We start from the raw sequence: 20,954 nt of genomic DNA on the forward strand, positions 1-20,954 counted from the left end.
TTCCACCGCCTGCGCGCGGGGGGGGGGGGGGGGCCTGGGGGGCCCCCCCCCCCCCCCCCCCCCCCGGGGGGGGGGGGGGGGGGGGGGGGGGGTGGGGCGCCCCCCCCCCCCCCCCCCCCCCCCCCCCCCGCCCCCACAACAGCATTCGCCGCCCGAGACCGGCTTAGCGAACTGCGACCTGCTCGGCTTGCGACGGATGAACAACGAGCGTCGCCGTCATGCCCGCCGCCAGCACCGTACCCTGCGGCAAATGGCTCGCGTCGATCCGCACGCGCACCGGCACGCGCTGGGCCAGGCGCACCCAGTTGAAGGTCGGGTTCACGTCGGCCAGCATGTCGCTGCCGGTCGGGTTGTCCGCATCGGTGATACCGCGAGCGATGCTCTCGACCTTGCCCCGCAGGCGCACGCCGCCGCTCATGAGGCGGATGTCGACCGGATCGCCGATGCGCAGGCCAGGCAGCTTGGTTTCTTCGAAATAGCCGTAGATCCAGTACGAGTGGCTGTCGATCAGCGCAAGGCGCGCCGTGCCGGCACTGGCGTAATCGCCGACGCGGACATCCAGGTTGGTGACATAACCATCCACCGGCGCGCGCACGTCGGTGCGATCGAGGTTGAGCTGCGCGGCGGCCACTTCCACCTCGGCCTGGGCGACGGCGGCGAGCGCCTGCTCCTGCGCGGCCGAGGCCTGCTTCGTGCTCGCCTGTGCAGCCTGCCAGCCCGCCTTGGCAGCATTCGCCGCGGCGAGCGCATTGGCCTTGTCTTCCGCCGAGATCACGTTGTTGATCAGCTTCTGCCGACGGTCGGACTGCGCGGCATACATCTCGAAGTTCGAGCGGCTCTGCTGCGCGCTCGCAGCGGCTGCGTTGATGTTGGCGCCCGACGCGCGTGCGGCGGCTTCAGCGGCGTGCAGGTTGGCCTTCGCCTGGTTCAGCGCGTTGATGTAACGCGCCTTGTCCACGACGAACAGCAGGTCACCCTTCTTCACCGTCTGGTTGTCGATGACCTGGACGTCGGTGACCAGGCCCGCCACGTCGGGGGCGATGCGCACGATCTCCGCGCGCACACGGCCATCGCGGGTCCAGGGCGAATACATGTAGTGCTTCCACAACGCGTGCCCGACGAACGCCGCGACGACGATGACGGCGGCGGTGATGGCGAAGCGGAGGATCGTGGTGAGTTTCATGACGGCATCACTCAGATAAGGAACAGCGCAAACGCGCCGAAGACACAGACGAACACGCCCAGGCGGAACAGCGGCGGGTGCCACACAAGGCGATAGAGGCCGAAGCGGCCCGCCAGCGAATCCAGGATCCACAGGGCCAGCAGGGCCAGGACGAAAAGGACGAGCAACCCCGGTACGAGGGCGTCGCCGAGCGCAATCTCACGAGGCATGGACGATTTCCTTGGCAAGCGGAGCGGAAGGCATGTACGCGGCGAGGACGGATTCGCCATCGAGCAGCGCCATGCGGACGAGGTGCAGGTGTTCGAGCAGGTGGGCCTGCCCGTCGTGTTCGCCGACGCTGGCGATGGCCGTGGCCACGGCGTCGCGCGCCAGCAGGTAGCCCGCCGGGTCCGGCTTCTCATAGAAGCGCGCCAGCGCGCGCAGGGCTTCCTGCAGGTAGGGCAGCAGCGTGGAGGGTATGTCGCGGCGGGCCATGTCGTGGCGCAACTCGATGAGCGCACGGCCGGTCTCGTGCACCGCCAGTGCCCACGCCACGAGCGCACGGGAATCCGCGCTACCAGGCTGCGTTTGCGCGACGACCTGGCTGAAGAGGTCGTGGTTCACGCTCTCGAAGCGGTGGCGCAGGCCGGGCAAGGGCGCCTCCGCGGCCAGCGCCACCTGGCCGCGCAACCGCGTCAGCTGGCGGCGGCGCAGCCACGCACTGCCGATCGCCGGCGGGATGACCACGAACGAGACGGCCGCGGCGCCGAGCCCGACGACCTGGGCGATGGCATCGTTGATGAAATGCGCCGGGTCGTAGGTCTGCACATTCTTCAGCGCAAGGATGTAGGCCAGGCCCATCGACCAGCCCAGGCCGAACGACCCCAGCTTCCGGCTCATCATCATGACCAACCCCACCGCAAGGAACGGGGCGATACCGGCTACGAGCAGCGGATAGCCATCCACCTGGGTAAGCACGAAGAATTCGCAGATGAAGCCCATGGCCATACCGCTGAGGTAGCCGAGCATGACGATCCACGTGACGCGGGTGGGATTGGGTGTCGTCGCGAAGAGACCGGCGAAGATGGTGGCCAGGAGCATCGCGCTCGACCCCATCGGCCACGCGCTCGCGATCCAGAACAGGCCGAGTACCAGCATGGTCAGGGTGGTGCGGAACGTGGCCAGCCCCGCGCCGAGCCAGTCGTTGCCACGGTCGAAGCGCACGCGCTCGGCCGTGCCGCCGACGATGCGGGGCGCCTGGAGCGAGGCAGCAGCGTCGACGTAGGCGTGTAGCTCGTCGGCAAAGCGCATCAGCAGCGAGGCGCCGGTATCGTAGTCGCGGATGTCCTGGACGTCGCTGAGCGAGGCGCGAAGCAGCGGGCGCTGCGCACGCATGGCCGCACGCGCATCGGCCAGGCGGGGCAACAGGACGCGCGCGGCCATGCCCGCTTCGATGGGCACATGCAGGGCATCACCGATCGGCGCGTACAAGCGGACCAGCGTATCGGCGGCGAGATCGCGCTTCGCCCGCTTCAGCCGGTTCACCAGGTGGTGCAACGACTGGAAGCTCGTGGAAGCCGCCATGAAGCGCTGGTTGAACAGGCGCAGGTGGTTGCTGCGGGCACGCGCTTCCGCGTCCTCGAAGATCACGGAGCTGCGCAGGTTTTCCAACGTCACCGCATCGCGCACGAAGCGAAGGTGCGCGTTTTCCATGGCTTCGCGCGGGATCGACCCTTCCGTGGCACCGCGGACAAAGTTGAGGAAGTGCGCGAACTGTTCGCGCGCCGAGCGGCGCAGCACGTCGCGCATGCGGCTCGGGAAGACCACATCGTTCACGACGCCGCTGACCAGCAGCCCGAGCAACACTTCGGAGAGGCGCGCCACGGCGGAGTCGAACACGCCCGGCGGGTTGTCGATGACCGGGATGGCGACGATCGCTGCGGTGTAGCCGCCCAGCACGAAGGCATAGGATTTGAAGTTGCGGTAAAGCGTGGCGCCACCGGCGCAGACACCGATCCACAACGAGAGCGCGACGAGGAACAGATCCCGCTGCTGCGGGAACGACGCGACGATCGCGATAGCCGCCGTCGCACCGCCCACCGTGCCGATCGCACGGTAGAAACTCTTCGCCAGCACCATGCCCGACTGCCGGTTGGCCACGATGATCGTGGTCAGCATCGCGGTGGACGGCGCCGGCAGGTCGAAGCGCATGGCCAGCCAGCCCGCGGCGAAGAACGCGACCAGCGTCTTCACCACGAAGAGCCAGATCGAGGCCTCCTCGCGCAGGGTCTCCACCACGACCTGGCGCGTGGCCGGCGTGGTGGCGGTGGCGGTGGGATTCACGGCAGACATGGCGGCGCCCGCTTACTCCCCGAACCCGGCAAGCATCTTCTTCAGCAGGCCCTCGAGGAGGTTCTGCTCGTCACGGCTAAGGTTGCGCGTCTGCCGGTGCAGCAGCGTGACGATGTCGGGCAGGAAGCTCTCGATAAGGTCCACGCCGGCCGGGGTGAGCGTGAGCTCGATCTTGCGGCGGTCGTCATCGCTGGCGGCGCGGGCGATGTAGCCCATGTCGCACAGGCGAGTCGTGAGGCGGGTGACATTGGCCAGCTTCTCGCCCGCCGCATCGGCCAGCTGCGAGGGATTCAGGGCATTGCCCGCCGCTCCGTACAGCATCATCAGGATGTTGTACTCGGGGTGATTCAGGCCGTACGGCTTCATCACACCGTTGGCCTCGTCGTGCACCTCCTTGTAGAGGTGCTTGACCAGGCGAACGAGCACCGCCGGCTCCCGGGGGAAGGCGGGGTACTTCTTGATGGTGTTGTGGATCCGCGCTTCGGTGGGGGCGAAGTCACTCATGGGAACGGCCTGTGGCTCGGTTACACCATAAGTATATAGTTCATTTCTGTATTATCAATATGCAGAATTTTCCAGAGTTCAGGTTTCCTGGTGCGGGGCCACTTGCAGAGCCTCGATCGGCGGCATACAGTGAACCACATGGTTCAGTATCAAGCTCGCCTCGATGCCACGTTCGCCGCCCTGTCCGATGTCACCCGGCGGGGCGTCCTGGAACAGCTCGGGGATTCACACGCGTCGATCAGCGATCTCGCCCAGCGGTTCCGGATGACGATCACGGGCATGAAGAAGCACGTGAGCGTCCTGGAGCAGGCGGGGCTGGTGACCACGGAGAAGGTGGGGCGCGTCCGTACCTGCAAGCTCGGACCACGTCGCCTCGAAGAAGAGGCCGGCTGGATCGAGCAGCACCGCCAGCTTTGGAGCGCACGTTTCGATGCGCTCGACCAGATCGTTGACCAGCTGAAACGCGAGGAGAGGGCAGATGAGCGTGATGAATGAAGGTGGCCGCGCCACGAACCGCACCGATGTCCAACGCAGGGGCGACCGCGAGATGCTCGTGACGCGGACGTTCGATGCGCCGGTGCATATCGTGTTCGAGGCATGGAGTACGCCTGACCTGTTCAAGACGTGGTGGGTACCGAAGTCGGTGGGCATGTCGCTTGAGTCATGCGAGATGGACATTCGCACGGGTGGCAAGTATCGCCTTACATTCCGCCACCCCAACTTCGACCAACCGATGACGTTCTTCGGCACATACAGCGACGTGACGCCGAACAAGCGTATGGTCTGGACGAACGAAGAAAGCCCCGATGGCGCCGTGACCACGGTGACGTTCGAAGCCCAGGGCGACAGGACGCTGGTCACCCTGCACGAGCTTTACCCCACCACGGCAGCGCTTGAAGAAGCCCTCGCCGGTTCGGCAGAAGGCCTGCCCGAGCAGTTCGCGCAGCTGGATGCTTTGCTCGCTTCACGCCACTAATCACACCGCTGCCGCGGCATAGGGAAGGGATGACGACGACATGCTGAGACGTGATTTCCTGAAGACTGCCGCGGCGACCGCTGTGTTGGCTGCCGTTCTCCCCGTCCGCGCTACGACGGCTCCTGCCGTTGCGGGCGGCGAGCACTTTGCCGACGTCAATGGCCAGCATCTTTTTTACAGCGTGCATGGCATCGGCAAGCCGCTCATCCTGCTACACGGCGGCATCGACCCGGGCAGTTTCGGAAGCAACCTGGACGAGCTGGCCAGGCATCGCCAGGTCATCGCCGTCCATCTCCAGGGGCACGGGCGTACGCCCGATACGGACCGGCCGCTGCGCAGCGAAACGATGGCTGATGACATCGCGGCGCTCATCCGTCAGCTGAAGCTCGGCAAGGCCGACGTGATGGGCTATTCGCTCGGCGGCTCCGTCGCCCTACAGACCGCCATCCGCCATCCTGACGTCGTTGACCGGCTGGTGCTGGTGTCGGTGACGATGAGCCAGGACGGCTTTTATCCGGAAGCCGTGGCGGCGTTCAAACAGATGGAAGGCAACGCCGCCACGATCGGGCCCGGCGTCAAGGCCTCGCCTTTAGGCAAGGCGTATCCCGACGTCGACTGGACCCGGCTGTTCATGAAGGTCGGTGACATGACCAGCCGCCCCTTCGACTGGAGCGCGGACGTCGCAAAGCTTCGGATGCGCACACTCCTGGTGTATGCCGACGCCGACGCGATCCACCCGGAACACATGGTCGCATTCTGGAAGGCCCTGGGAGGCGGCCAGCGCGATGCCGGCCTCGATGGATCGAAGCGACCCGCCAACGCGCTCGCCATCCTGCCCGACACGACGCATTACACGCTCGCTGTCGACCCGATGCTGCCCGAGGTCGTCGGGCGCTTCCTCGACCCCGCTGTGAAGCCCGCGGGGTAGACGCGCATAGGCGGGCTTCAGTCGCGCGCCAGCACCACATGCGTGGCGCGTGCCGTTGGCACGTGCTCGATAGTCTTGTAGCCCATGGCACGCAGATCGAGGCCGGCAAACAGCGCCTCGCCCTGCCCCATGACGACGGGTGCGATCGCGAGGTGCATTTCGTCGACGTGCCCCGCCTCGATGTACTGCCTGGCGGTGGACACGCCGCCGCCAATCTTGATGTCCTTGTCACCCGCGGCGTCACGCGCGCGCTGTAACGCCTCTTCGATTCCGCCTGTGACGAAGTGGAAGGTCGTGCCGCCTTCCATTTCGATCGAATCGCGCGGATAGCGCGTCAGGATGAAGGTCGGCGCGTGATAGGGCGGGTTATCGCCCCACCAGCCTTTCCATTCGTCGTCCGGCCATTCACCACGGATCGGACCGAACATGTTGCGGCCGAGGATGAACGCCCCGAAGCCGTCCATCGCGCGATAAGCGAAATCGTTGTCCGGCCCGGTTTCGCCGCCAACCTTTCCGATCATCTCGCTGAACATGCGGGTCGGGAAAAACCACTGGAAGATGTCCGGGCCGTTTACGCCCAGCGGGTTTTCGAGGCCCTGGTTCGGTCCGGCCGAATAGCCATCCATCGAAACGTTGAACCCTGCGATGCGCACCTTCGACATGGAATCTCCCTGATCGCTGCGAGAGCGCAGCCGTGCCGCGAGTATAGACGCGCACTGCATACGCGTGCGTCGTGCCATACACGATAGGAATCGCCTAACCCACGCCCTGCACGTCCGTCGCAGCCCACGTCCATACGTTGGTATGTGTCGATACCAAGGTGCAATCGCCTACCTTCATGGGGTCTGCTGTGATCTGTGCTTCATCATTCATGGAGAACACCGATGCGTGCAGCCACCCTCGCGCTGGGCCTTGTCCTGCTGGGAGCCTCCGGGCTATCCCATGCCCAGGACACCCGCGCGTCCGCCACGGACGACACCTCGATCCGCCCTTACCACGCGCACGTGCCTGACAAGGCGCTTGCCGACCTCAAGCGGCGCATCGCCGATACGCGTTGGCCCGACAAGGAGACGGTGGACGATGATTCCCAGGGCATCCAGCTTGCGAAGGTGCAGGCGCTGGTGCAGTACTGGGGCAAGGGCTATGACTGGCGCAAGTTCGAGGCCCAGCTCAACAAGCTCCCGCAATTCGTCACGACGATCGACGGCGTGGATATCTATTTCATCCATGTCCGCTCGAAGAACCCGAATGCACTCCCGCTGATCCTCACCCACGGCTGGCCCGGTTCGCCGATCGAATTCCTGAAGACCATCGATCCGCTCGTCAATCCCACCGCGCACGGCGGCAAGGCGGAAGATGCGTTCGACGTGGTGATCCCCGCGATTCCGGGTTACGGCTTCTCCGGCAAGCCGAAGGGTACCGGCTGGGGTCCGGATCGTGTCGCGAAGGCATGGGACACGCTGATGCATCGCCTGGGCTACACGCGTTATGTGTCGCAGGGCGGCGACCATGGTTCGGTGATCTCCGATGCACTCGCCCGCCAGGCACCTGCCGGCCTGCTCGGCATCCACCTGAACATGCCGGCGACGATCCCACCGGAACTGGTGAAGCCCATCTTCGGCGGCGACCCGGCACCGGCTGGCCTGGCGCCGGACGAGAAGCGCGCCTTCGATTCACTCAGCATGTTCTTCGGGCGCAATGCGGCCTACGGCGCGATGATGGTGACGCGTCCGCAGACCATCGGTTACCCGCTTGCCGATTCACCCGCGGGCGAAGCGGCATGGATGTACGAGAAGTTCGTGCAGTGGGCCGATAACCGCGGCCACCCCGATGGCGTGCTCACCCGCGATGAAATGCTCGATGACATCAGCCTCTACTGGCTGACCAATACGGGCGCATCGGCCTCGCGCTTCTACTGGGAAAACAATAACAACAACTTCAGTTCCGAGACGCAGAAGACCCGCGAGATCAAGGTACCGGTCGCGATCACCGTCTTCCCCTACGAGATCTACCGCGCGCCGAAGAGCTGGGCACAGCGCGCCTACCCGTCGCTCTATTACTTCCATGAAGCCGACAAGGGCGGCCATTTCGCCGCGTGGGAACAGCCCCAGCTCTTCGTCGAAGAGCTCCGCGCCGCCTTCAAGTCACTGCGTTAACGGAGAATCACCATGTCTTCAGAACATACCTTTTCCCGCCGCCGGTTCCTCGGCGTAAGCGCGATGGCCATGGCCGTCGGCCCGTTGGGCTTTGCCACCCTCGCCGACGCTACGCCCGCGTCGCCCGCCATCGGTGGTGGTGCCGCGACCGGCATGGGCGCTGCGCAGCCATCTGGCGGCACCAACAGCTTCCCGCCCCTAAAGCAGATCCGCGCCGGAGCGCTCGATGTCGGTTACGTCGACATGGGCCCGGCGAAGGGCCCGGTCGCGATCCTCCTGCATGGCTGGCCGTACGACATCTATAGCTTCGTCGACGTGGCGCCGGTCCTCGTCGCGAAGGGCTATCGCGTCATCATCCCGTACCTGCGTGGTTACGGCAGCACGCACATCGTCGACGCTTCCACCCCGCGCAATGCGCAGCCTGCAGCGCTCGCCACGGACATCATCGACCTGATGGACGCGTTGAAGATCAAGAAGGCAACGATCGCCGGCTTTGACTGGGGCGCACGCACCGCCGATATCGTCGCCGCGCTGTGGCCCGAGCGGGTCAAGGCACTGGTGTCGGTCAGCGGCTATCTCATCGGCAGCCAGGAAGCCGGCAAGAAGCCGCTGCCGCCGAAGGCCGAGCTGCAGTGGTGGTACCAGTTCTATTTCGCGACCGAGCGTGGTCGCGAGGGTTACGACAAGAACCGGCATGACTTCAACAAGCTGATCTGGAAGCTGGCCTCGCCAAAATGGGATTTCGACGACGCGACGTATGACCGCAGCGCGGCCGCGTTCGACAACCCGGACCATGTCGCGCTGGTGATCCACAACTACCGCTGGCGCATGGGCCTGGCCGAGGGCGAGGCGAAGTACGACGCGCTGGAGGCCAGGCTCGCGCAGGGGCCGACCATCGGCGTACCCACCATCACCATGGAAGGCGACGCGAATGGCGCACCGCATCCGGAACCGGCCCAGTACGCGGCGAAGTTCACCGGCAAGTATGCGCACCGCACGATCACTGGCGGCATCGGCCACAACCTGCCGCAGGAAGCTCCGCAGGCCTTTGCCCAGGCGATCATCGACGTGGACAAGCTCTCGTGACGCGTTCGCTCGTCGCGCTGTTCGCCATCGCCGCCGGCTCCTTCGCGACGGCGGTGACGCTGGCGGCTACGGCGGATACGCCGGCGAAATCACCGCTCTATGGGGTGACCGTCCCTGAGGGCTACCGGCATTGGGAGTTCATCGCGCCCGCGCATGAAACCCCGCCACTGGATGAGCTGCGCGTCGTGGTCGGCAACGACATTGCCATCAAGGCGTATCGCGAGGGGACGCTGCCGTTCCCCGACGGTTCGATCCTGGTCAAGCTGGCGTGGAAGCACGTGCAGTCGAAGGAGTTTGCCCCGGCGTTCGTGCCCGGGGCGGCGACGACGGTGCAGGTGATGGTGAAGGACTCGAAGAGGTACGCCGCGTCGGGCGGCTGGGGCTTCGGCCGCTTCATCGATGGCAAGCCGGTCGACCTGGCCCAGCACCAGACCTGTCTTGGGTGCCACAAGGCCAATGTGAAAGACCACGACCTGGTGTTTACGCGTTACGCGCCGTAAGCCCGGGGAGCGTCTTGTGGGAGCTTGTTGTGGGAGCGTGCTTGCACGCGATGGGTGCTTGCTGGACACCCCATCGCGCGCAAGCGCGCTCCCACAACCACACGTCGAGGCTCAGCCCACCGGCGTCAGCAACTCATCAATGCCCGCGCGGTAGAACAACTCGCGGCGCACGCGGTCGGCCACGCCGTTGACGATTTCCGCGCCATCCTGCGAGGGATCCACATGCACGCGGAACGGACGCTTGCCGAACGGCATGTCGACCACTTCCACGATCTTCGTGGCGACCACGCCAGCGTCCGCATCGGCGGGTTCGAGCGAAGCCAGGCCCTTGAGGATGCGATCGGGCATGCCGGCGTACGGGCCATCCATGTACTCCGCTTCAATCGCGGTATCGGAAGGCTTGCCCGAATGGGCGAAGTGGTTGGTGCCCTTGGTGAAGGCGCCCGGCACCATGATCGAGGTTTCGATGCCCCACTTCGTGAGTTCACCGGCGTAACTGACCGCCAGTGAATCCATGGCCGCCTTCGCCGCGAAATACGGGGCGAGAAACGGCGGGGTACCACCGCGCGTGCTACTGGACGACACCCAGAGCAGCAGCCCCTTGCCCTGCTTGCGCATCACGGGCAGCGCCGCGCGGTTCACCCGCTGCGTGCCGAGCACGTTCACGTCGTAAAGCTGGGCGTACTGTTCGGCGGTGAAGGCTTCGGCCGGGCCGAAGACCATGTGGCCGGCATTGTGCACGAGGACATCGAGGCGGCCGGCTTCCTGCACGACGGTCGCGATGGCGGCCTTCGCCGAGTCGTCGGAGGTCACGTCCAGCTCGACGACGCGGAGGTCGACCTTGCGCTCGCGCGCTTCGGCGAGCACGGCCTCGGCCTGCGCGTGGTTGCGGCCGGCGACGTCACGCATGCTCGCGTAGACGGTGTGGCCAGCATCGGCGAGGGCGCGCGCGGTGAGCAGGCCGAAGCCACTGGAAGCGCCCGTGATGAGGATGATCTGCTTCATGGGGAGGTCTCCTGGTCGCGGTGCGGGTCAGATGATGCCGCCGTTGGAACGCAGCACCTGGCCATTGATCCAGGCACCGTCGGGACCGGCGAGGAAGGCGACCGCCGCAGCGATGTCTTCGGGCGTGCCGAGGCGCTCGAGCGGCGAAAGCTTCGCGAGGTGGCTCACCAGCTCGTCGGACTTCCCGTTGAGGAACAGCTCCGTCGCGGTCGGGCCAGGGGCGACGGCGTTCACCGTGATCTCGCGGCCGCGCAGCTCACGCGCCAGCACCATCGTCGTGGCTTCGATCGCGGCCTTGGTGGCCGCATAGGGGCCATAGGTCGGCTGGAGCAGCCCCACGACGCTGGATGAGAAATTGATGATGCGGCCACCGCGGCGCAGGCGCTTCGCGGCCTGGCGCATCGTGTTGTAGCTGCCCTTCACGTTGATGTCGAAGAGGCGATCGAAGTCTTCGTCCTTCAGCTCGGCGATCGGGGCGAGGCTCATCACGCCGGCGTTGTTCACCAGCACATCGACACCGCCGTAGACCTCTTCAGTCCGATCGAACAGGCGCTGCGTATCCGCTGCGTTCGCCACGTCGGCCTGGGCGCTGATGGCGTTGCCACCGGCCGCCACGATCTCGTTCACCACGGCTTCGGCCGCCTGCGCGCTGCCGGCGTAGTTCACGACGACCGTGAATCCATCCGCCGCCAGGCGCTTCGCCACCGCCGCACCGATACCCCGCGAGGCGCCCGTGACGATGGCAACCTTGTTGTTCGCTTGCTCGTTCATCTCGATCTCCGGATCCGGCGTGATTGCCGGGCAGGGAAAGGATGCGCGTTGGCGGCCTGCGGATAATCAGGTTAAATTGGGCATCACTATTCCACGTGGTGGAACAAACCATGAGCATGGACCGGTTCGACACCATGCGGCTGTTCGTCCGGATCGTGGAGCGGCGGAGCTTCACCGCTGCCGCAGCCGATCTGGACCTGCCCCGGTCCACGGTGACCCAGGCGATCAAGCGGCTGGAGGCGCGCCTCGGCGTGCGGCTGCTCCAGCGCACCACCCGCCAGGTCAGTCCCACGCTGGATGGGGAGGCCTACCACCGGCGCTGCGTCGCGATCCTTGCCGACGTCGAAGACGCCGAGGCCGCGTTCACCGATGCACGGCCGACCGGACTGCTCAGGGTCGACATGCACGGCATCCTTGCGCGGACGTTCGTGCTGCCCGCACTGCCGGAATTCCTGGCGCGTTACCCGGGGCTGCGAGTGCATGTCGGCGAGGGCGACCGCTGGGTCGACCTGGTGCGGGAAGGCGTGGACTGTGTGCTACGCGCCGGCGACCTCGCCGACAGCAGCATGGCCGGCCGGCGGATCGCGATGCTGCGCGAGGTGACCCTCGCCAGCCCGGAGTACCTGGAACGGCACGGCGTGCCACAGACGCCCGACGACCTCGAGGGCCACACGGCGATCGGTTTTTTCTCGACGGCGACGAGCGGCACGCTGCCGCTGGAGTTCGTGGTCGAGGGCCAGGTGCGCACGGTGCACCTGCCGTCAGTGGTCACGGTGACGGGGGCCGAGACGAACAAGACGCTGGCCCGCCTAGGCCTGGGCCTGATCCAGGTACCCTATTACAACGTCGCGGCGGACATCGCCGAAGGCCGGCTGGTCGAGGTCTTACCCGACTACCCGCCGACCGAAACCCCGGTATCGCTGCTCTACCCGCACAACCGGCAACTTTCGCCGCGCGTGCGCGTGTTCATCGACTGGGTGGCCACGACCTTCGCCGCGCGTGCGGGCGAAGGCGTGCGCATGCTTTGAATCAGTTCTTCAGCGGGACGGTTTCGAAGCCGCCCTGCTGCGGCGCACTGTTCTGCGCGGGCGGAGGCGGCGCGCTGTTGCCCTGCGGGCCGACCACGCGGCTACCGCAGGTGTAGGCGCCCCAGTCCTGCGAGCCATCGCGCGGCTCGCCAATCGGCTTCACGGTATCGGCACCGAGCTTCGCGGCTTCGTTGCGGGCAAGGACTTCGAGTTCGTCGCGCACCTTGAGGTCGCTGCGGTCGACAGGGCCGACGCGGCTGGTGACGGAAACACTGACCTTGCCCTGCTCCTTGCACTGGCTGACATCGCCGTTCCACGCGGTGCGCACGTTGCGCGCCTTGTCATCGAGCTTGATGCCCCAGTCACACGCGCTCAGCGCGAGCGTGGCAAGGGGGATGAGGATAAGGACGGCTTTACGCATGGGTGGCTCCGGTGGCATGTCGCGTTCGGGGGCAATGCTAGCCCGATGGAAGCGAAGGCGCGATGAGAATTCTCCCCGCGCCTTCGCCATCAGTCACTTGCCAGCCGGTTTCGCGGCCTTGACCGGGTTGCCGTCGGCATCGATGACGTGGACCTCGCCGAGGTTCAGGGCACGCACGGGTGCCTCGATCTTGCGCAGGTCGCCGATGATCACCCAGGTGAACGCATCCGGCTTCAATACCGCCTTGAGGGCGGTTTCCGCCGAGCCCTGGTTGACCGCATCGACGCGCGACTTCAACGTCTGCACGTAATCATCCGGGCGGTCGTAGATCAGGATGCCGTTCATCGCGCCGAGCACGGCCGAGGTCGTCTCGAAGCTGCCCGGGAGGGCACGCACGCGCTGCGAGCGGATCTTGGCGATTTCGTCGGCCGTCAGCGGCTTTGCCCCGATGACGTCGCGCGACTCCCTGAGGATTTCCGCAGCCGACTCCGCGGTCTTGTCGGTCTGTACCGGCGCGTAGAACAGGACCGGACGCTGGCCCTGCGCATCGAGGAGGAAGCTGCCGGCGCCGTAGGCCCAGCGCTTGTCCTCGCGCAGGTTCATGTTCAGGCGCGAGGTGAAGCTGCCGCCGAAGGCGCCGTTGGCGATGCCGAGGTCGAGCGCGTCCTTCGCCTTCGTCGACGGCGCGATAAGCCCGGCGAGGATCAGCGACTGCGGCGCGTCCGTGCGATTCACCAGGTACACGCGCGGCTTCGGCTGCACGGCGACTTCGCCGACGTTCCGCTTCGGCACCGGCGTGGCCGGCGGGGTCCAGTCACCGAACACCGCGTCGAGCTGCGGCAGGATCTCGGCCAGGGTGGTGTCGCCCGCGACGAGGATGCGTGCGTTATCCGGGCGCAGGTAGTCGCGCTGGAAGTTCGCCAGGTCCGCGGCGGTGAGCGAGGCGATCGCCTTTTCCGTGCCGCTGCCGGTGAACGGGATGCCGTAGGCGTGGTCCTTGCCGAACAGCAGCGGCGGAAGGGTGCGCAGCGCCAGGCCCTCCGGCTCGGTCTTCTCCTGCGCGATGCCGGCGATCCACTGGCCGCGCACGCGCTCGATGTCTTCCGCCTTGAATGCGGGATTCCGCGCGACATCCGCGAACAGCTCCAGCGACGGACGCAGGTCGGAATTGAGCGCGTTGAGCGAGATGCTGCAGGTATCCAGCGAGCAGCCGGAAGCGACGATCGCACCCAGCCGCTGCTTGCGGCGCGCGACCTCGACCGAGTCCAGTGACTTCGTGCTTTCTTCAAGCAGCTGCGAGGTAAAGCTGGCCGTACCGAGCTTGCGGCCCTGGTCGGCAGCGTAGCCGCCGCTGAAGAGCAACTGCACCTGGGTCACCGGGATGGTGTGGCGTTCGGCCAGCACGACTTCGATGCCGTTCTTGAGCTTGCCGCGCTGGAGCTTCGGGAACGTGAGATCAGGGAACGTCGTGACCGACGGTACGCCGGTCGCGCGATCCACGGCCGACTTTTCGACCGCGTACGTTTTCTCAGGCGGCATCACCGCGGCAGGACGGCCCGCGGCATCGCCCAGGCCCTTTACTGCCTTGTCTTCCGCCGCCGGATCGAAGCCGGGTGCGGCCGGAAGCACGGTCAGCGTGTAGCTGCCCTTGCCCAGCCATGCCTTGGACGCGGCGAGCACGGATGCCGGCGTGGCCGCCTCCGCACGCTCGAGATCCTTCTTGTAGGCGCCCGGATCGTTCCGATACACCTGGCCTTCGGCGAGGATGGTGGCCTTGCCGCCCCCACGGCCGCCGACCTTTTCCAGCCCGCGCACGAAGCCGGCCCGGTTGATGGTCTTCGCCCGCTCGAGCTCGTCATCCGTCGGACCCTTGGCGAGGAATTCCTTCAGCACATCGGCGACCGCGGCCTCGACTTTCTTCTGGTCGACGCCCTTCTTCACGTCGACCGAGAGCTGGACCTGGCTCGCCAGCGCAAACGGGGAGATGCCGATGCTGACATCGTCAGCCAGCTTGTCCTGGTAGACGAGGCGCTGGTAAAGACGCGAGGTCTTGCCGCCGCCGAGGACGGTGGTGGCGAGATCGAGGCCGATGGCGTCGTCGCTGCCCAGCTGCGGCGCGATCCACGTGCGCAGGATGCGCGGCTGCGCCACCTGGTCGTGCTGGATGCCGCGGGTGTCCTTGTCGAGCGGGGTGATCCACGCCTGCTGGCGCGGTACCGGCGGCCCGGACGGGATGTCACCGAAGTACTTCGCAGCCTTCTCCTTCGCTTGGGCGACGGTGATGTCGCCGGCGAGCACGAGCGTCGTGTTGGCCGCGCCGTAGTAATCGTGGAACCACTTCTTCACGTCCGCCAGCGACGCCGCATCCAGGTCGGCCATGGAGCCGATGGTGTCGTGGTGATAGGCGTGGTTGGCCGGATACGTGTTGACCAGAATGTTCTCGTCCACGCGGCCGTAGGGCTGGTTCTCGCCCTGGCGCTTTTCATTCTGGACGACGCCACGCTGGGTATCCAGCTCCTTCTGGCCGATGGTACCGAGCAGGTGTCCCATGCGGTCGGATTCCATCCACAGCGCCATGTCGACGGCGGTGGTGGGTACCGTTTCAAAGTAATTGGTGCGGTCGAACCACGTGGTGCCGTTCATGTCGGTCGCACCGGCCAGCTCGAACGGCTGGAAGTACGTGCCCATGTGATTCTCCGAGCCGGAGAACATCAGGTGCTCGAACAGGTGCGCGAAACCGGTCTTGCCGGCCGGCTCGTCCGCCGAACCCACGTGGTACCAGATGCTGACGGCGACGACAGGCGCCTTGTGGTCCTCGTGGACGACCACGGTCAGGCCATTCGGCAGCTGGAAGCGGGTGAAGGGGATATCGGGAATGGTGTCGGCGGTGGGAGCGGCCGCGGCGGCGGCACCCACGACGGTCATCATGCCTGCGGCCAGCAGGGCGAGACGTTTCTTCATGCACGGCTCCTCCAGGCCTCCGTGGCCCGTTTCTCCCCTGAGGCTAGCCGTTGCGGTCCATGTCGCGCAATCGGTCGCACGGCACGTACGCGGACGGTGTCCGCCCGGCTGCCGGTCGTGTCCGCGGACACCGTCGTGATTTCCCGCGACCTGACAAACCTCATGCGAATCAGTTGATTGCCGGCTCTAAAAGGCTGGCACGGCGTTTGCGTTACTAAGCACGCCCCGGGACTTCCACCCGGCCCACCGAATCCTTCGAGGAGAACGCCATGAAGTACGAACTGCCGATGCTCGCCGCCCTGCTCGCCACGACGATGCTGATCTGCGCCCTCACCCTGGCCGGCATGGCCTGACCCCTCATCCGCTCATCAAGGGAACCGATGTCATGAAACACGAACTACTCGTCCTCCGTGGTCTGCTGGTCGCTTCGCTGCTGGTCTGCGGCCTGATCCTGGGCAACATGCTCACCTACCAGGGTGCCCCGGTGCAGCTGGCCAAGGCAGCGAAGCCAGCGCCGGGCGCCATCAGCATGCTGACGGCACCGAGCTGCGCCCTGCCCCCGGATGGCATCGTTTGCCCGCGCGTGGCGTCATAATGGGGGCATGCCCCATGTCATCCTGTTCCGACCCGAGATTCCGCCCAACACGGGCAATGTGATCCGCCTCTGCGCCAACACCGGCGCTAGCCTTCACCTGATCCGCCCGCTGGGCTTCGAACTGGACGACACCCGGCTGCGCCGCGCGGGCCTGGACTACCACGAGTTCGCCCCGGTCAGCGTGCACGATGATCTCGCCAGCTGCCTCGCGGTCCTTGGCCAGCCACGTGTCTTCGCCTTCTCCACGCGCGGAAGGCACCTGCACACCGACGTGACGTACGCGGAAAACGATGCCCTGCTGTTCGGTTGCGAAACCGCGGGCCTGCCCGATGACGTACTGGACGCGATCCCCGAGCCACAACGCATCCGCCTGCCGATGCGTCCTGGCAACCGCAGCCTCAACCTCTCCAATGCCGTCGCGGTCGCCGTGTTCGAGGCATGGCGCCAGGCCGGGTTCGACGGCGCGGGCTGACCGCGACATCGTGGATACGTCGTCCACGGGGCCACGGGCTACAATCGTGGCATGACCCCTGATCGCTCCCCGGCCGACGCTGGCCCGAATCGCTTCCTGCCCCGCCCCCTGCGTGCCCTGGCCGGCCGCGCCATGGAGGCCGCGCTCAACCGCGCAGTCGACCTGGATCCGGATACCCGTGCCCGCCTCGACGTGCTCGATGGCCGCAGCGTGCAGGTGCACCTGAGCGGTCCGGAACTGGCACTGCGCATCTCGGTCGAGAAGGGCCGCCTGCGCGTCGGCCCGCCGGAAGACGGCGGCAGCCTGCGCGTCACGGCCTCGCCGGGCAGCCTGCTGGCGATGGCGTTGCGCGGCGATGATGATGGCGTCGCACCGGGCAAGGTGGATATCGCCGGTGACGCCGAGCTCGCGCGTCGCCTGGAGCGGCTGGCCCGCCAGTACGCGCCGGATGTCGAAGAAGCCTTCGCGAAGACCTTTGGCGACACGCTGGGCGTGGCCCTGGCGAAGGCGCTGCGCGAAGGCCTCGCCCACGCGCGCGAATCCGGCAGGCACCTCGTTGAGGACGGTGCCGACTGGTTGCGTGACGAGGGCCGTGTCGCCGTCGCACCGGGTGAAGCCGAAGCGTTCCTCGACGGCGTGGATGCACTGCGCGAACGCACCGAACGCCTGGAAGCGCGACTCGCCCGGCTGGAACGGGCACGCAAGGGGAGTGGCGCATGACGCCGCTGCGCCTTGCACCGCGCCTGCTGCGCGTCGCCGCGATCCTGTTGAAGTACCAGCTCGACGAACTCGTCGATGGTGCGCATCTTTTCCGTCCGCTGAAGCTGGTCCGGCCGTTCTTCCCGAAGCTTCCGGCGGATGCGCGTGGCCTGCCCCGCGGGGCCCGGCTGCGCCTGGCGATGACCGAGCTCGGCCCGATCTTCGTCAAGGCCGGCCAGGTGCTGTCGACACGGCGCGACCTCGTGCCGGCCGATGTCGCCGACGAGCTCGCCCTGTTGCAGGACCAGGTACCTCCCTTCCCGGGGGCCGAGGCGCGCGCGATCATCGAGCGCGAGCTCAAGGCGCCGGTCACCACGCTGTTCGGTTCGTTCGATGAAGTGCCGCTCGCCTCCGCGTCCATCGCGCAGGTGCACGCGGCCACGCTGCACGATGGCCGCGAGGTCGTGGTGAAGGTGCTGCGCCCGGGTATCGACAAGCGGATCGCACGCGATATCGACCTGCTGCACTCGCTGGGCGAGCTCGCCCAGCGCTGGCACCCGAATGCCGACAAGATCCGCCCGCTGGAAGTCGTGGCGGAAGTGGAAAAAATGCTCGACAACGAGCTGGACCTGCAGCGCGAAGGCGCTAGCGCCAGCCTGCTCCGCCGGAATTTCGCCAGCGGCATCGACCTCTACGTGCCCGAGGTGATCTGGGAGCTCAGCACCGAGCGTGCACTGACCCTGGAACGCGTGCGTGGCGTGAGCGCCGACGACATCGAGGCGATCGACGCCGCCGGCCTCGATCGCAAGCATCTTGCCGAGAAGGGCGTGCGGCTGTTCTACGAACAGGTGTTCCGCGACAACTTCTTCCACGCCGACGCGCACCCCGGCAATATCTGGGTCGATACCGCGCGGATCGACGAGCCCCGCTTCATCGCGCTGGATTTCGGCATCATGGGTTCGCTGCCGGAAGCCGACCAGTACTGGCTGGCCGAGAACTTCATCGCGCTGTTCGAGCGGGACTATGCGCGTATCGCGCAACTGCATGTCGCCGCTGGCTGGATGCCTTCCACGATCCGCCTGGACGAGCTCGAGGCCGCCGTCCGCACGGTGTGCGAGCCGTACTTCACGCGCCCGCTGTCGCAGATCTCCATCGCCGAGCTGGTGGTGAAGCTGTTCCAGACCGCGCGCCGCTTCGAACTCACCTTGCAGCCGCAGCTGATCCTGTTGCAGAAGACGCTGCTCAATATCGAAGGCGTCGGCCGCATGCTCGACCCCGAGATCGATATCTGGGCGGTGGCCCATCCGGTACTGCGCCGGATCCTGCGCGAGCGCTACAGCGTGCGCGCCACGCTGCGCGATGTACGCCGACGCCTGCCCGAGTGGATCCACACCGCGCCGCGCGTGCCCGAGCTGGTGCGCGATGCCTTGCGCCAGGTGGCCAGCGGCGAGCGGCGCGAGGTCGCGGATCCGCGCGCCCTGCTGCTGGCGCAGGACGAGGCGCGACGTACACGGCGCCTGCTCGCGTTCGGCATGCTTGGCTCCTCGCTGTTCATCTGCGCAGCGCTGGTCGGCACGCTCGCGCCACGCGGCATGTGGCCGGCGGTGGTCGCCGCCGTGCTGGGCGTGGTGTCCTTCATCGCGGGCTGGCCGCGTCGCAACGCCTGAGCGCTGCCGTGCTAGAGATCCTGTACCAGGACGACGACATCGTCGCCGTCAACAAGCCCGCCAACCTGGCGGTGCACCGCTCCAAGTTCGTCGGGCCGGATGATGCCTTCCTGATCGACCTGCTCCGCGAGCAGGTCGAAGGGCGCCTGCACCTGGCCCACCGGCTCGACCGGGCCACGTCGGGCGTGCTGCTCGTCGCCCGTTCGCCCGAGATGGCGAGCGCGCTGGGCGAGCAGTTCATGGGCCGCACCGTGAGCAAGCGCTACCTCGCCGTCGTACGCGGCTGGCCCGAGCCCGCCGAGGGAACGGTCGATTACCCGTTGCCCGGTTCCCGCGATACAGGCCCGCGCCGCGAGGCCACCACCGACTATCGCCGCCTGGCGACCGTGGAGGTGGATATCCCGCTGGGCCGCTATGACAAGCAGCGCTACGCACTGGTCGTGGCCGAGCCACGGACGGGCCGCTTCCGCCAGATCCGCAAGCACTTCGCCCACATCCACCACCCGATCGTCGGCGATAGCCAGCACGGCCGGGGCGACCACAACCGGCTGTTCAAACAGCACTTCAGTTCCCACCGGCTGTTGCTGCATGCGGAGCGGCTGACGTTCGAGCACCCCGCGACGGGCGCGCCCTTGTCGATCGAGGCCGGGCTGGACGGGACGTGGCAGGCGCTGGGTATCCGCTTCGGATGGGAAGACGCTCTTCGGTTGCGGCACGGCTGAGGCCGTTAGGAGCGCACCCACTGTCGACGCGCGTGAGTGATTGCCGTCACCCGGACGCAATCCGCCTCGGCAATGTACCGATAGGTAATTCGATGTGCCAATCGAGGAACGATGCTGTGGCGCCTGCCGGCGGAATCCTCGGGGAAAGCAAGTGGGTGCGCTGCGATCAACTCGATCTGGTTAAAGATCACGAGAGCAATATTGCGTGACGCCGATGTTGCGCGGTGCTGCGCGAGATAGGACAGCAGAGCATCCAGGTCACGCTCTGCGGACTGGGTGGGAAGCCAAGACGCCATGGAGCGCCTCAGCCTTTCTCGCCACCCTTTTCGTGGAATGCAAGTCTCTCCTGGACGCGTGCCCAAGCCTCTTCGGGCGTGTACAACGCCTCCGTCCCGGCTTCGAGGCGCGCATCCACCGCATCAAGCTTGGCCTTGAGCCACGCCTCGTACTCGGATTGTTGCTTGAGGACCGCGGCACGATCGGGCCTCGGCGCGCGCAACGTACCCGATTCGTATTCGTCCGCTACGAAATGGAAGCGCGTGACGCCCAGCCGGATCAATTGATGGACCGCGCTGTCTGCCGTGGTGAATACGCGCACGGCGCCATTAGCCGCCGCGAGTACCGGTGGGACCTGATCACCCGTATGCACGCGAACGACCCAACCGCCCCGCCGACCGACGACGTCAACATCGCCGATGAGATCAGCGGCGATGAGTCGCCGCAGCTTGGGGAGCTTGATAGTGTCTTCCATGTCGAACCCGATGGCAGGCGCAAGGACCAGCGCAGCGGCAAGTTTAACGTTAAACATGTGCGAGACTCCATCGACTCGGGAAGGATCGCTATGGTCGGATATCGCCCGCCGGGAGCTCTGTCAGGGAACGGCTCGCCAGCCTGTAGTCCTCGCTTGCGGGATCGCGCCGCATCGTGACCTGCGGCGCCGCGCTGCTAG

Annotated in this window: 24 protein-coding genes; 12 read left to right on the forward strand and 12 right to left on the reverse strand. The window is 66.5% G+C overall.

Annotated elements, in window-relative coordinates:
* Positions 1-163 precede the first annotated feature (163 nt).
* From ACZ6YI_RS12475 to ACZ6YI_RS12490, 4 genes are read right to left on the reverse strand one after another with little or no spacing between them, the layout of a single operon-like run.
* Positions 164-1,183 carry an HlyD family secretion protein gene (locus ACZ6YI_RS12475; RefSeq protein WP_465778951.1) on the reverse strand — a complete coding sequence of 340 codons (1,020 nt, stop codon included), beginning with the start codon at positions 1,181-1,183 and terminating at the stop codon, positions 164-166.
* 11 nt (positions 1,184-1,194) lie between these two features.
* Positions 1,195-1,392 carry a DUF1656 domain-containing protein gene (locus tag ACZ6YI_RS12480; protein ID WP_440327731.1) on the reverse strand — a complete coding sequence of 66 codons (198 nt, stop codon included), beginning with the start codon at positions 1,390-1,392 and terminating at the stop codon, positions 1,195-1,197.
* Entirely contained in the window at positions 1,382-3,514 is a 2,133-nt protein-coding gene (locus tag ACZ6YI_RS12485; RefSeq protein WP_465778952.1) for an FUSC family protein, read from the reverse strand. The genes ACZ6YI_RS12480 and ACZ6YI_RS12485 overlap by 11 nt, the downstream gene beginning before the upstream one ends.
* A 12-nt stretch (positions 3,515-3,526) precedes the next feature.
* Positions 3,527-4,018, reverse strand: coding sequence for a MarR family winged helix-turn-helix transcriptional regulator (locus ACZ6YI_RS12490; protein ID WP_465778953.1), 492 nt, complete (start codon positions 4,016-4,018; stop codon positions 3,527-3,529).
* Positions 4,019-4,156: 138 nt separating this feature from the next.
* Here ACZ6YI_RS12490 and ACZ6YI_RS12495 point away from each other — a divergent pair, with 138 nt between their 5' ends.
* Genes ACZ6YI_RS12495 through ACZ6YI_RS12505 form a run of 3 tightly spaced genes read left to right on the forward strand, consistent with a single transcriptional unit; the run spans position 4,157 to position 5,922 of the window.
* A complete protein-coding gene (locus ACZ6YI_RS12495; protein ID WP_465778954.1) occupies positions 4,157-4,513 on the forward strand; it encodes an ArsR/SmtB family transcription factor in 357 nt (118 codons plus the stop codon).
* A complete protein-coding gene (locus ACZ6YI_RS12500; RefSeq protein ID WP_465778955.1) occupies positions 4,497-4,994 on the forward strand; it encodes an SRPBCC family protein in 498 nt (165 codons plus the stop codon). The genes ACZ6YI_RS12495 and ACZ6YI_RS12500 overlap by 17 nt, the downstream gene beginning before the upstream one ends.
* A 40-nt stretch (positions 4,995-5,034) precedes the next feature.
* Positions 5,035-5,922 carry an alpha/beta fold hydrolase gene (locus ACZ6YI_RS12505; protein ID WP_465778956.1) on the forward strand — a complete coding sequence of 296 codons (888 nt, stop codon included), beginning with the start codon at positions 5,035-5,037 and terminating at the stop codon, positions 5,920-5,922.
* 17 nt (positions 5,923-5,939) lie between these two features.
* Here the strand turns inward: ACZ6YI_RS12505 and ACZ6YI_RS12510 are convergent, their stop codons facing one another.
* Positions 5,940-6,584, reverse strand: coding sequence for a dihydrofolate reductase family protein (locus ACZ6YI_RS12510; protein ID WP_465778957.1), 645 nt, complete (start codon positions 6,582-6,584; stop codon positions 5,940-5,942).
* 222 nt (positions 6,585-6,806) lie between these two features.
* Here ACZ6YI_RS12510 and ACZ6YI_RS12515 point away from each other — a divergent pair, with 222 nt between their 5' ends.
* From ACZ6YI_RS12515 to ACZ6YI_RS12525, 3 genes are read left to right on the forward strand one after another with little or no spacing between them, the layout of a single operon-like run.
* Complete coding sequence (locus ACZ6YI_RS12515; RefSeq protein WP_465778958.1) at positions 6,807-8,078, forward strand: epoxide hydrolase family protein; 1,272 nt, start codon at positions 6,807-6,809, stop codon at positions 8,076-8,078.
* Between the two features lie 12 nt (positions 8,079-8,090).
* The gene (locus tag ACZ6YI_RS12520; protein ID WP_465778959.1) at positions 8,091-9,164 is read left to right on the forward strand and encodes an alpha/beta fold hydrolase; all 1,074 of its coding nucleotides are present in this window, start codon (positions 8,091-8,093) and stop codon (positions 9,162-9,164) included.
* Positions 9,161-9,664 (forward strand): cytochrome P460 family protein, encoded by a 504-nt coding sequence (locus ACZ6YI_RS12525; RefSeq protein WP_465778960.1) that lies wholly within the window; start codon positions 9,161-9,163, stop codon positions 9,662-9,664. Before ACZ6YI_RS12520 ends, ACZ6YI_RS12525 begins: the two co-directional genes overlap by 4 nt.
* 111 nt (positions 9,665-9,775) lie before the next feature.
* Here the strand turns inward: ACZ6YI_RS12525 and ACZ6YI_RS12530 are convergent, their stop codons facing one another.
* The gene (locus ACZ6YI_RS12530; protein WP_465778961.1) at positions 9,776-10,669 is read right to left on the reverse strand and encodes an SDR family oxidoreductase; all 894 of its coding nucleotides are present in this window, start codon (positions 10,667-10,669) and stop codon (positions 9,776-9,778) included.
* A gap of 27 nt (positions 10,670-10,696) precedes the next feature.
* Positions 10,697-11,440 carry an SDR family oxidoreductase gene (locus ACZ6YI_RS12535; protein WP_465778962.1) on the reverse strand — a complete coding sequence of 248 codons (744 nt, stop codon included), beginning with the start codon at positions 11,438-11,440 and terminating at the stop codon, positions 10,697-10,699.
* A gap of 116 nt (positions 11,441-11,556) precedes the next feature.
* Here ACZ6YI_RS12535 and ACZ6YI_RS12540 point away from each other — a divergent pair, with 116 nt between their 5' ends.
* A complete protein-coding gene (locus ACZ6YI_RS12540) occupies positions 11,557-12,468 on the forward strand; it encodes a LysR family transcriptional regulator (RefSeq protein ID WP_465779089.1) in 912 nt (303 codons plus the stop codon).
* Position 12,469: 1 nt separating this feature from the next.
* Here the strand turns inward: ACZ6YI_RS12540 and ACZ6YI_RS12545 are convergent, their stop codons facing one another.
* From ACZ6YI_RS12545 to ACZ6YI_RS12555, 3 genes are all read right to left on the reverse strand, one after another.
* Positions 12,470-12,889 carry a DUF4156 domain-containing protein gene (locus tag ACZ6YI_RS12545; protein ID WP_440327719.1) on the reverse strand — a complete coding sequence of 140 codons (420 nt, stop codon included), beginning with the start codon at positions 12,887-12,889 and terminating at the stop codon, positions 12,470-12,472.
* Between the two features lie 93 nt (positions 12,890-12,982).
* On the reverse strand, positions 12,983-15,850 hold the full coding sequence (locus tag ACZ6YI_RS12550; protein ID WP_465778963.1) for a M16 family metallopeptidase: 2,868 nt from the start codon (positions 15,848-15,850) through the stop codon (positions 12,983-12,985).
* A gap of 214 nt (positions 15,851-16,064) precedes the next feature.
* Positions 16,065-16,196 (reverse strand): hypothetical protein, encoded by a 132-nt coding sequence (locus ACZ6YI_RS12555; RefSeq protein WP_440327717.1) that lies wholly within the window; start codon positions 16,194-16,196, stop codon positions 16,065-16,067.
* Between the two features lie 39 nt (positions 16,197-16,235).
* On the opposite strand from ACZ6YI_RS12555, the gene ACZ6YI_RS12560 reads away from it, so the two are divergent.
* The 5 genes from ACZ6YI_RS12560 to ACZ6YI_RS12580 are packed head-to-tail and all read left to right on the forward strand — an operon-like array spanning position 16,236 to position 20,005.
* On the forward strand, positions 16,236-16,445 hold the full coding sequence (locus ACZ6YI_RS12560; RefSeq protein ID WP_440327716.1) for a hypothetical protein: 210 nt from the start codon (positions 16,236-16,238) through the stop codon (positions 16,443-16,445).
* Positions 16,446-16,452: 7 nt separating this feature from the next.
* Positions 16,453-16,917 carry a tRNA (cytidine(34)-2'-O)-methyltransferase gene (locus tag ACZ6YI_RS12565; RefSeq protein WP_465778964.1) on the forward strand — a complete coding sequence of 155 codons (465 nt, stop codon included), beginning with the start codon at positions 16,453-16,455 and terminating at the stop codon, positions 16,915-16,917.
* A 51-nt stretch (positions 16,918-16,968) separates the two neighbouring features.
* Positions 16,969-17,637 carry a ubiquinone biosynthesis accessory factor UbiJ gene (locus tag ACZ6YI_RS12570; RefSeq protein WP_465778965.1) on the forward strand — a complete coding sequence of 223 codons (669 nt, stop codon included), beginning with the start codon at positions 16,969-16,971 and terminating at the stop codon, positions 17,635-17,637.
* Entirely contained in the window at positions 17,634-19,283 is a 1,650-nt protein-coding gene (ubiB, locus tag ACZ6YI_RS12575) for a ubiquinone biosynthesis regulatory protein kinase UbiB (protein ID WP_465778966.1), read from the forward strand. The genes ACZ6YI_RS12570 and ubiB overlap by 4 nt, the downstream gene beginning before the upstream one ends.
* Positions 19,284-19,291: 8 nt before the next feature.
* The gene (locus ACZ6YI_RS12580; RefSeq protein WP_465778967.1) at positions 19,292-20,005 is read left to right on the forward strand and encodes a pseudouridine synthase; all 714 of its coding nucleotides are present in this window, start codon (positions 19,292-19,294) and stop codon (positions 20,003-20,005) included.
* 5 nt (positions 20,006-20,010) lie between these two features.
* Here the strand turns inward: ACZ6YI_RS12580 and ACZ6YI_RS12585 are convergent, their stop codons facing one another.
* Both ACZ6YI_RS12585 and ACZ6YI_RS12590 read right to left on the reverse strand, forming a co-directional pair.
* The gene (locus ACZ6YI_RS12585; RefSeq protein WP_465778968.1) at positions 20,011-20,301 is read right to left on the reverse strand and encodes a type II toxin-antitoxin system RelE/ParE family toxin; all 291 of its coding nucleotides are present in this window, start codon (positions 20,299-20,301) and stop codon (positions 20,011-20,013) included.
* An 8-nt stretch (positions 20,302-20,309) separates the two neighbouring features.
* Positions 20,310-20,813 carry a hypothetical protein gene (locus ACZ6YI_RS12590; RefSeq protein ID WP_465778969.1) on the reverse strand — a complete coding sequence of 168 codons (504 nt, stop codon included), beginning with the start codon at positions 20,811-20,813 and terminating at the stop codon, positions 20,310-20,312.
* Positions 20,814-20,954 lie beyond the last annotated feature (141 nt).

The organism is Luteibacter sp. NPDC104163 (assembly GCF_055584245.1).